This window comes from Desmonostoc vinosum (assembly GCF_059505385.1).
On sequence record NZ_JCACKM010000046.1, the window covers coordinates 37833 to 48121 of the forward strand.

12 protein-coding genes and 1 pseudogene are annotated in these 10289 nt (G+C 40.8%); 9 read left to right on the top strand and 4 right to left on the bottom strand.

The genetic code is table 11. The features are described from left to right. The first annotated feature begins 23 nt into the window (after positions 1-23). The gene (locus tag AC5JMF_RS08065; protein WP_495795179.1) at positions 24-215 is read left to right on the top strand and encodes a YqaE/Pmp3 family membrane protein; all 192 of its coding nucleotides are present in this window, start codon (positions 24-26) and stop codon (positions 213-215) included. 213 nt (positions 216-428) lie between these two features. On the opposite strand, the gene AC5JMF_RS08070 is transcribed toward AC5JMF_RS08065, so the two are convergent. Beyond that, positions 429-1208 carry a histidine kinase gene (locus tag AC5JMF_RS08070; RefSeq protein WP_495795180.1) on the bottom strand — a complete coding sequence of 260 codons (780 nt, stop codon included), beginning with the start codon at positions 1206-1208 and terminating at the stop codon, positions 429-431. Between the two features lie 321 nt (positions 1209-1529). Here AC5JMF_RS08070 and AC5JMF_RS08075 point away from each other — a divergent pair, with 321 nt between their 5' ends. Genes AC5JMF_RS08075 through AC5JMF_RS08085 form a run of 3 tightly spaced genes read left to right on the top strand, consistent with a single transcriptional unit; the run spans position 1530 to position 3142 of the window. Further along, positions 1530-1754, top strand: coding sequence for a hypothetical protein (locus tag AC5JMF_RS08075; protein ID WP_495795181.1), 225 nt, complete (start codon positions 1530-1532; stop codon positions 1752-1754). Between the two features lie 12 nt (positions 1755-1766). Beyond that, on the top strand, positions 1767-2102 hold the full coding sequence (petJ, locus tag AC5JMF_RS08080; RefSeq protein WP_495795182.1) for a cytochrome c6 PetJ: 336 nt from the start codon (positions 1767-1769) through the stop codon (positions 2100-2102). Between the two features lie 20 nt (positions 2103-2122). After that, positions 2123-3142, top strand: coding sequence for an aldo/keto reductase (locus AC5JMF_RS08085; protein WP_495795183.1), 1020 nt, complete (start codon positions 2123-2125; stop codon positions 3140-3142). Positions 3143-3154: 12 nt separating this feature from the next. On the opposite strand, the gene AC5JMF_RS08090 is transcribed toward AC5JMF_RS08085, so the two are convergent. After that, positions 3155-3628: a DUF4385 domain-containing protein gene (locus AC5JMF_RS08090; protein ID WP_495795184.1), complete on the bottom strand. Its 474-nt coding sequence runs from the start codon at positions 3626-3628 to the stop codon at positions 3155-3157. 232 nt (positions 3629-3860) lie between these two features. Between AC5JMF_RS08090 and AC5JMF_RS08095 the strand changes: the two genes are divergently transcribed. From AC5JMF_RS08095 to AC5JMF_RS08105, 3 genes and pseudogenes are all read left to right on the top strand, one after another. Beyond that, positions 3861-4325, top strand: a complete 465-nt coding sequence (locus tag AC5JMF_RS08095; protein ID WP_495795185.1) for a VOC family protein — start codon at positions 3861-3863, stop codon at positions 4323-4325. Then, positions 4322-4458, top strand: a pseudogene (locus tag AC5JMF_RS08100) (Uma2 family endonuclease); the annotation flags it as partial. The gene AC5JMF_RS08095 and the pseudogene AC5JMF_RS08100, both read left to right, overlap by 4 nt. Further along, entirely contained in the window at positions 4458-4736 is a 279-nt protein-coding gene (locus AC5JMF_RS08105; RefSeq protein ID WP_495795186.1) for a hypothetical protein, read from the top strand. The pseudogene AC5JMF_RS08100 and the gene AC5JMF_RS08105, both read left to right, overlap by 1 nt. On the opposite strand, the gene AC5JMF_RS08110 is transcribed toward AC5JMF_RS08105, so the two are convergent. Together AC5JMF_RS08110 and AC5JMF_RS08115 are read right to left on the bottom strand one after the other, a co-directional pair. Next, complete coding sequence (locus AC5JMF_RS08110) at positions 4733-5473, bottom strand: class I SAM-dependent methyltransferase (RefSeq protein ID WP_495795187.1); 741 nt, start codon at positions 5471-5473, stop codon at positions 4733-4735. The two genes, AC5JMF_RS08105 and AC5JMF_RS08110, sit on opposite strands and share 4 nt — an antisense overlap. A 37-nt stretch (positions 5474-5510) precedes the next feature. Continuing rightward, positions 5511-7079 carry a metallophosphoesterase family protein gene (locus tag AC5JMF_RS08115; protein ID WP_495795188.1) on the bottom strand — a complete coding sequence of 523 codons (1569 nt, stop codon included), beginning with the start codon at positions 7077-7079 and terminating at the stop codon, positions 5511-5513. Positions 7080-7514: 435 nt separating this feature from the next. Here AC5JMF_RS08115 and AC5JMF_RS08120 point away from each other — a divergent pair, with 435 nt between their 5' ends. Further along, positions 7515-7940 (top strand): hypothetical protein, encoded by a 426-nt coding sequence (locus AC5JMF_RS08120; RefSeq protein ID WP_495795189.1) that lies wholly within the window; start codon positions 7515-7517, stop codon positions 7938-7940. Between the two features lie 73 nt (positions 7941-8013). Further along, positions 8014-10191, top strand: a complete 2178-nt coding sequence (locus AC5JMF_RS08125; protein WP_495795190.1) for a single-stranded-DNA-specific exonuclease RecJ — start codon at positions 8014-8016, stop codon at positions 10189-10191. Positions 10192-10289 lie beyond the last annotated feature (98 nt).

Below are 10289 nucleotides of genomic sequence, written 5' to 3' on the forward strand. Positions count from 1 at the left end.
GCAAAACTGTAACAGAATCAATCATGAAATTAGCTCGTTTACTTTTAGGTTTGGTATTGCCTCCTCTAGGCGTTTTTCTCACAGTTGGTATCGGCCCCAGTTTTTTAATTAACGTTTTACTCACACTTCTTGGCTGGCTTCCCGGTAGTATTCACGCAGTTTGGGTAATTGCTAAGTATGAGGAAGCACTTAATAGACAAGAACCGATTTCTTAATTTTAGCTGACACTCTTGTTCACGAAAGTCTCAGAAGAAATTCTGAGGCTTTTAGCTGTTATGATTAGGAATTATATTTGCACGCAGAGGCGCAGAGGCGCAAAGAAGGACTATTCGTAATTCGTAATTAATAATTCTTGTGCAACGCACTGGCTTTTCTGCGTGAGATAAAAATAGTTAGGATATATATCCTAACTATTTTGATGTTTATTTCTATTTCTCAGAATGTTCTCTTTCTTTAAATAAGTCGGCTGCTGATAGCAACAATTCTCTGAGAATTAGTTTTACTTGCCGTTCTTTTTTCGCTATGGCTGTACCTGCTTCACCTAGTTTTTGGTCTAACCGTGAGTGCTTTTCTTGTACTTGTGTAACCATAGTTTCGGCTTGTGGACGAGCTTGACTATACCAGTTTTTAGCCTCATCTAAGTAGTCTTTAACCTCATCAGCACGTCCACCGTAGCGTGCTGCTAAATTTGCTCTGACAATAGCTAACTGTGCTTGTAATTGAGCGTAACGCTTTTGTAGTAAGGATGCTTCTTCGCTATTTTTAATCGCATCAACAGCAGAGTCAATTGCAGTCTTGGTAGTAGCAGGTTTTTCTTTACTTGTTTCTTCAACCTCGGCTAAAATTACGTCAACTTCTTTTTGGAGTTCGGCTTCTTCGTTATCTAATTGAGCCTGCAACTTTTTCATTTCTGTTTGAGTTTTAGCAATAGATTCGTGTCTTTTTGTATTAATTCCTTCTATTGCTCCTTCTATTGAAGCTGTCACTTCTTCTTTCAGTTCGCTACCTTTTTCTTGAAAGTTTTCAATCACAGCAGAAACCACATCTCTAACAAGACTACGAAGTTCGCTAGAACCTTCTTTGAACTCAGAAGATACTTGAGAAACTGCGGCTTTGACAATTTCTCTAATTCTTTCAGTTCTTAACTGACCAGTTGCTTTAGCTTGTTGTAAATCAGCCTGGATTTGCTCTTTGATATTTTTAGACATCTTCAACTCTGGGGATTAAGCTAATTTGGAAAAAATTATAGACATGATGCTATATTTACATTATGACGTAGCCCTATTTAGCTAATCCCTTCCTTTAGATAGAAAACTTCAGCCATTGAACTCAGTCTTTTTGATGCCTACCTAATCAAGTCAGTGATAAGCTAAAAAACATCTAAATTACATAATCAAATTAAATAAAACTCTTGTGGGGTGGGCATCTTGCCCGCCCTAATTATGCAAGTTATATATGGAACAGCTTATGTACTATGTTGCCTATTTGTGAGATGATGAGTATTTGTTGTTATTAAATAAATCTCGATTATGTGGCAAGTAAACATCACCTGTTCAGGCGATGCTTGGAAAATTTATGGTAGTGAATTTAAAGCGATCGCAGATAAATATCAAGGCGATTGTACTTCTTCTAAAAAGATGCCAGATGGGACACGCATCATGACATATAAAATTGAAGATGTTAGTGATGCTGAAGCATTTCAAGAAGACTGTACGCATTTTGCAGGATTTACGGCTGACTTTGAATCCTTATAAGGAGAAGCATAAGTGAAAAAACTACTAACACTAGTATTAGTAATATTTGGGCTATTGACAAGTACTATAATTTTGCCTGCTAGCGCCGTAGATATAGCAAATGGCGAGCAAATATTTAGCACTCAATGTGCTGGTTGTCACATTAACGGTGGTAATATAGTCAGGCGAAATAAGACATTGAAAAAGAAAGCATTGAATAAATATAAAATGGATTCAATGGAGGCAATTATATCTATTGTTACCAATGGTAAAAATAATATGTCAGCTTACAAAGACCGTCTGAATGAGCAAGAAATTCAAGATGTTTCTGCTTACGTTCTCGAACAAGCTGCAAAAGACTGGCGTTAAAAATTCCAAATCCAAATAATATGACATTACCCGTAGAAAGTCGTTTACAATTTACTCCTGATTTAAATATTTGCCGGATTTTAAATGGCATGTGGCAAGTCTCTGGCGGACACGGAAGCATTAACCCTAAAGCTGCTATTCAAACTATGTTTGATTATTTGGATGCAGGCTTTACCACTTGGGATTTAGCAGATCATTATGGCCCCGCAGAAGATTTTATTGGTGAATTTCGCCGTCAATTAATTGCTAATCGCGGGAAAGAGGCTTTAGCTAATTTGCAAGCCTTTACAAAATGGGTTCCTCGTCCAGGGAAAATGACGAAAAAGCTAGTGGAGGAAAATATTGATATCTCCCTCCGCAGAATGGATGTTGAATCATTAGATTTGATGCAATTCCACTGGTGGGAATATCAAGATAAAAACTACCTTGAAGCCCTCAAATATATGGCGGAACTTCAGACTGAGGGAAAAATTAAACATCTTGCTTTAACTAATTTTGATACCGAACATCTCAAGATTATTGTGGACGCAGGTATTAAAATTGTGTCTAACCAAGTACAATTTTCCTTAGTTGATCGCCGTCCTGAAATTAATATGGTGCAATTTTGTCAACAGCACGACATCAAACTTTTTACTTACGGCACAGTTTGTGGTGGTTTGTTATCAGAAAAATATTTGGATAAACCGGAACCAGGAAGGTTTGACTTAGGTACAGCCAGCTTGAGAAAATACAAAAATATAATTGATGCTTGGGGCGGTTGGCGATTATTTCAAGAGTTGCTTTCGACCCTCAAGCAAATTGCTGATCAGCATGGGGTAAGTATCTCGAATGTGGCAGTACGTTATATCTTAGATAAACCCACAGTTGGCGGCGTAATTGTTGGTGCTAGACTTGGTGTATCTGAACATATCCAAGATAACGCCAAAGTATTTACTTTGACGCTGAATGCTGAGGATGGCGATCGCATAGACACAATATCTCACAAATCACGAGATTTATATGAGCTAATTGGCGATTGTGGTGATGAATATCGACGGTAAAGCTTGAGATTGCTAGTTAATTTCGTACATCTGTTTATGCTTGGCTAACAGTTGGAGATATTTTGCATTTGTTTTTGCTTCTATCCATTTGACTTTAAATATTGCTGCTGACTCGGCTTTTACTGGGTCTACGTCGTAGGCTAAAATCTCTTTTTTAGAATTGGCTAGTTGTGAGTTTTGTTTGTATTTTCTCCCACTTTTATGATTAGCATAACGGCGAGAGCGTGTATAGCCCATTTGTAAAAATTTACGTGCCATATCTGCACCAACAAAATCATCTTGTTCTAAGTAATCAAGAAATATTTTGTAGATTTTTTCGCTGGATTGTTTAGCAATATCAGGTGTTTTGAAGCGCCAATGGGGAAGGATTTCGGATTTATATGGTTCTACTAAGAGTACACCTTGCTCGCCTTTACCAACACGATAAAGTTCGGGATGTTGGCGAAAATCAATGTGATGAAAATCTAGGGAATAATCGAATGACATAACGAACTGCTAAGACGCCAAGAGAGAGAATAATATCATGTTAGCTTGAAGACTTATTGTTAGGGCTGACGCAAAGATACGGGGACACAGAGAAATTTTAATAATAAGCGATTATCCGAACTTGATATAAATAGAGGATTTCGCTAGTTTGCAAATTGTTTAGAATTTATATAAATAATAAAATTTAGTAGAATAGTTTAACTTCTATCTTTGTAGAGAAATCTTTTCTATCATGCTATCTAGTTCTCAAACAGTGAAAAGTGTTTTAGCAGTGGGAAATCTGCGTAAGGTGCATCATATTGCTTTGAATGTTTGTGATATGCAAGCTTCTCGATACTTTTACGGTACTATTTTGGGTTTGCATGAACTCGTTGGCGATGAAGTACCGGAAACCTTGCTGGAACTTGTAGCATCAGGAAAGGTAGCCAATTTTGTCACACCGGATGGCACAGTTTTAGATCTATTTTGGACACCCGATTTAACACCACCTGATCCAAATCCAGAACGGAATTTTACTAGAGCTTATCATCTGGCTTTTGATATAGATCCGCCGTTATTTGAGCAAGCGGTGGCAGTATTGCGAGACAATGAGATTGCGATCGCTCATGGCCCTGTTACCCGTCCCACTGGTAGAGGTGTGTACTTCTACGATCCTGATGGCTTGATGATTGAAATTCGTTGTGATCCAGACTTATGACAGCACTTACACTAAATCTTAATTCTGTAATTATGCTCACATGTGTGAGGAAAACCCCGATTTAAAATTAGAACGCAATGCTCAGGGGGAATTGATTATAATGCCACCTACGGGAGGAGAAACAGGAAACTCATGCAAATATTTAAAGTCATTGAAGAAACGATCACAAAACCGCCAATTCCTCACGAACCATATAAACAATCTTTGAAAGCTTGGGCAATGTATTGTTTACGAGACAAGGGTTTTAAAGTTATTTATGCCCAAAATGCCGACTTTGCGATTGAAACTAAAGGTGCAGAAAAGCTATATTTTAAAGTTTCCAATAGTGCTGTTGATTTAGATGATTCTGTTAGCTGGATAGTGTGGGATAGTACAACCAAAAGCGCCAGCTTGATTCCTCAAAAATCTTAAGCTTGCTTTTCAAATATCATTAAATGCTGCTGGGGTAATAAGTTTTTGGTTTCACGCCAAACCAAACCAATAGCTTGCATTTCCTTACGAACCTGCTTTTGAGTCATCTTGTGCAGACGTTTGATCATAATGAAAGGATTTTCAGCCCGATACTCAACCAAAACTACCCTACCACCTGGTTTGAGCGCGTTCACAATTTTTTTCATCACTTCTTGGGGATACTCAAGTTCGTGGTAAGCATCCACCATCAATGCTAAATCGACACTTGCGGATGGCAGGTTGGGGTTGGTGAGGGTTGCTAAAACAGGTTCAATGTTGATAATATTTTTCTCTTGTTGAAAAAACTTGATGATATCTAACATTTCTGGCTGAATATCTACAGCTAAGACTTTGCCTTTTGGTAATAAAGGTGCAATGATAAAGCTTAAATAACCTGTACCTGCACCAATATCTGCAACCACATCGTTGGGTTTAAGGTTAAGAACACTCACTATTCTGCTTGGTTTTTCTTCTGCTTCTCGGCTTGCCCTTTCCAGCCAGCCTGCACCCGTATGTCCCATAACCTTAGCAATTTCTCGCCCCATGTAGTATTTGCCGATGCCGTCTAGGCTGTGGATGGTTCGTTGTTTGTAAGTTATGGCGGTTGCAGAAGCTACTGCTGTGTCAGTGTTGAATAAGCAGCAAGTAACTATTAATAAGCTGGCTAGGATGAGATGTAAAAGCTTCTGTTTGGGCATAAACACAAAGGTGAACGCAGAGGGGTACGCAGAGATTTTATACTACAAATGGCTGAAACTGGTGACTATACCACTCATCGTTGATACGCTCAGTAACTAGGGGTTTGACGATAAACTTGGGGGGACAACCATCTAAAACATCAATTCGCACGCATGAGTAAGGTAGTCGCTTTTGGGAAGCGTAATCATGACGGCCGATGTAAAGCATTGAATCGGCAACTTTGCGAGTGGATTTACCTGTGATTTCCGTAAAAGTTTCCATCAATTCAGTTCCCTCCTCTCTCTGGCGGCGGGGACGATGACCGCTACCACCGGAGATAATACAGTTGATGTGTGAGTCAGCATATCCGGTATCAACTGTACGGAGATGTTCTAGACAGTGGGCGTGACCGTTTAAGATTAAATCGACTATGGGACGTTCTTTAATTAGGGAACCAAGAGTTTCGGCTACTGCTTCAAATACCCAACGTAAACGGTGGCGAACCGCTAAGGTTTGTGCTTGATGCCACTTGGTAGCCTCTGTAACGTAGGGGGGATGGTGGAAATAAATTACTCGTCCGCGTACATCTGCTGTATTCCAAGATTCGATGAGTCTGTTTCGCAACCAATGGAGTTGTTCAAAGTCTACTGCTGGCACTTTATCGGATGTCAGCTGTTTTTCGATGTCGATTTTGATTTCGTTGATTTGGTCTAATTTGGCACTAAGGTAATCGAGTTGTTCGGCGTCTGCGGGTATATTTGGGTTAAGCCGATCGCATTTTGCTAAAATCTGTAATTCTTCTTGGTCTATCTGTTGGCGACGCTGATGCAATTCTCGACGGTTCAGATCACCTTCTTTGGTTGCAGGTAAAGGTGACGGGTCATTAAAAGTATTAGAATCTAAGGCGAAAAAGTCAATACCGCCGTAACGAAAAGTATAATAACGATTGGGTACGCGGGTAAAATATCCTGGTTCGTAACGCAAACACCGCCCTGTATTGGTTTTAGCGGTGTAGTGTTTATCTAAATGATGTTCTAAATCTTGTGGAGAATTTGCCCCCAAATAATCCATAAATGCCCGTGCATAGGCATCGCCTTGATAAGAACCATGCCAGCCAATCTCAATATCTTTGTAGCGTAAGAGGCGGCGCAGTGGTAAGGTGGTTCCAGCTAGCCAGCGATACATCAATGGGACATCGTAATAATCGTGATTACCAGGCACTGGCAGAAATGGCAAATTAAATATCATGCGATCATAGGGAATGCTTTTAGGGTTGTCGCCACCTAAAATAAATTCCCGGTAAGGTTCGATAAAGTTGCTTGAGTAATACTCTTGGGAACCCACCACATAAATCACATCTCCTGTATGTAACACAAAACGGCATTCATCGCGGTGAGCAAGCATCAACTCAGCAACTTTTCTTTGTGGGTGGTTTCCGTAGTGAGATTTAGTACCCGAATCTCCGATAACCATAAACGAAAATTCTGGATTATTTTGGTTGCGATCGTCTAGTACCATGCAGGTTTGGTCAATTCCTCGCTGCACAATACTCGGATGCTTCCACCGCACCCGTTCCTTCATTTTTTGAATTTTTACGGGAATCGATGGATCACAAATCAATTTCATAGCTGATAACTCTTAAAATGCCTAACCCATAAGCTGATTTTAACGAGTTGATTTGTTATGAGACTGGGGAACTCGGGGCCGCCGATCCTGGAGTGATTAAATAATTCGTAATTCGTAATGACGCTCCTTCGTCGCTAACGCTACGCTAACGTAATTCGTAATGACGCGACGCTCCTGTGTCGCTACCGCTGACGCTCGAGGACTCGCTACCGCTAACGCTAACGTAATTCGTAATTAAGTTTGATTTAACCCCAACACAAAACTTGCCGGTTATAGAACCGGGGACTTAAACCCACGGAACTTGTTAATTATTTCTCCCCCTGCTTTTTTTACTCCCTCATCTTTCCTGTTCCCTTTTATAAAAACTATACACAAGTCAATATATTTAATGTTAATTTAAAGTATTAAATTTTACACACATTTAGGTGTAATTTCATGTTTAAATTAGTGTCAGCAGCTTTAGTAGCAACAACTCTGCTTTTTACATCAATTAATCACCATAACGCTGTACTGGCTGGAACTTGCGCTTCTAAATGTGGGCGGCGTCCAATTCAGTTTACACCCGGTCAACGTATCCGCATAGAAGTAGTAAATGCCACATCTAATTTAGTCAAACTAGAGAGAGTGCAAGGAGGTACACCCATTTCTTTGCAACCTGGACAAAAATTACAATTAGAGCCAGGAGGCAATACACAGCCAAATCTCTCTCTGATTTTTTGGAGTGAAACAGAATTACCTCTCGAAGCCATCGTTACTAAACCAAACTTTGGTACTTTACACCTAGAAATCCGTCCTGGTTGGCGCTACCCTGGCGATCGCTCTCTCTATATCCTCAATGACGGTAGTATAAATGTGTTCTAATGATTAATTTTGCGTGATGTAAAGACGCGTCATGGCGCGTCTTTACATTTATTAACAGACGACTTCTAACACTGTGCCTGAAAACCATTTACCAGAACCTGTAAAACACCGGAGGCGCTTACCAAATCAGCGCTGGCAAATTGCACCACAACAAACCGAATTAGCTCAAAATTTGGCGGTTGCTACCAAAACCACGCCCATTATTAGCCAGTTATTAATTAATCGTGGCATTGATACGCCAGAACAAGCACAAGCATTTTTAAATCCAGAGTCTTTAATTTTGCCTTCGCCACTAGAAGAATTTCCCGATTTAGCGGTAAGTGTGGAATTATTACAAGAGGCGATCGCTTACCAACACAAAATCGCTATTTGCGGAGACTACGATGCTGATGGTATGACCAGTACTGCTTTATTATTGCGTAGTCTGCGTACCTTGGGCGCTAATGTCAACTATGCTATTCCCAGTCGGATGCATGAAGGTTACGGAATTAACAAACGCATTGTTGAAGAATTTCACAGCGAAGGTGTCGGTTTAATTCTCACTGTAGATAATGGCATCTCAGCATTTGAACCAATCGCTAGAGCCAGAGAACTGAACCTAAAAGTAATTGTCACCGATCACCACGATATTCCCCAAAAATTACCCCCAGCTAACGCCATCCTCAACCCCAAACTGATAGCCGAATCTTCTCCTTATCGGGGTGTTGCTGGTGTTGGTGTTGCCTACATCCTTGCGGTATCGCTTGCACAACAACTAGGTAAAATGCAAGGCTTAATTCAGCCAATGCTAGCACTATTTACATTGGGAACGATCGCAGATTTAGCACCCTTAACTGGTGTCAATCGCCGCTGGGTAAAACGCGGCTTAAAACATCTACCCACATCCAAGTTACCTGGTGTGCAAGCTTTAATTCAAATGGCCGGAGTACAGATACAAGGGGGACACGGGGACGCGGAAAGAGGACGCGGGGACACGGGGACACGGGGACGCGGGGATACGGAGAGCTTATTCACCGCGTCTTTGCGTCTCCCCATCTCCGCGTCTCCCTCCCCCCCCAAATCACTCAAACCAGAAGACATCGGCTTTCGCCTGGGGCCGCGAATTAATGCCATTGGTCGAATTGCTGATCCTCAAATTGTAATTGAATTACTGACTACAGATGATATGGGAATCGCGCTTGAGAAAGCAATGCAGTGTGAAGCGATTAACCAGCAACGTCAGCAAATATGTGAGCAAATTGAACAAGAAGCGATCGCAACTGTAGAAACGCATCACATCACATCTTTACAAGACGATCGCGTATTAGTGATTGTCCAGCAAAATTGGCATCACGGCGTCATTGGGATTGTTGCTTCGCGCTTGGTGGAACGTTACGGTGTTCCTGTTTTCATCGGTACATATGAGAATGAGGAACATATACGTGGTTCAGCACGGGGAATTCCTGAGTTTCATGTATTTGAAGCATTGGAATATTGTCATAAATTACTAGGCAAATTTGGTGGACACAAAGCTGCCGGGGGATTTTCGCTACCAGCAGAAAATTTGCAGAAATTGCGATCGCATTTGAGTGAATTTGCTAACCAGTGTCTCGAACCCCAGCACCTCAAGCCTTTACTCAAAATTGATACCCAAATTAGCCTCAATCAAATCGAGCAGCAGCTTTACCAACAACTAAATATTCTTCATCCCTGCGGTATCGATAACCCTGATCCCATATTCTGGACAGCAAATGTGCAAGTAATCGAGCAACAAATTGTAGGTAAAGGTCACATCAAACTCACACTTGCTCAAACTATAGATCACCAGCAGTATAAACTTAAAGCGATCGCTTGGCGTTGGCGCGACTATTTTCCTCTACCTTCACGATTGGATATCGCTTACAAACTGCGAGAGAATTACTTTAACGGCAACACCACTATCGAATTAGAGCTACTAGGTGTAAGACTTGCAACTCATCCTCAAAAATTATTCGCCTCACCATCTACCCCGTCAAGCACCACCTTTGAGTACAATCAACGTCAATATATCTGTGGCATCTATGCCAACGGTTCTGGTTCAGAATTAAGAATTAAAAATCCTGAAGGCAAAGTTTTAGTAATGCAGCCAGGACATATAATCGGCCTGCTGGGCACTAATCGTGAAACTTCCCAACAGGTTGATATCTCTCAACCACAATATGACAATATTATTCAAGCTGCTCTAAAAGCCTTGTCAGTAAATGGGGGCGGGTTTACAGATATCACCAATTAACAAGTATCTCAGTAAACCCGCCCCTACTAGTAAAATTCACTACTTTAATTACGAATTACGTTAGCGCAGCGTAAAGCCTGCGGCATAGCTTCGCTTAG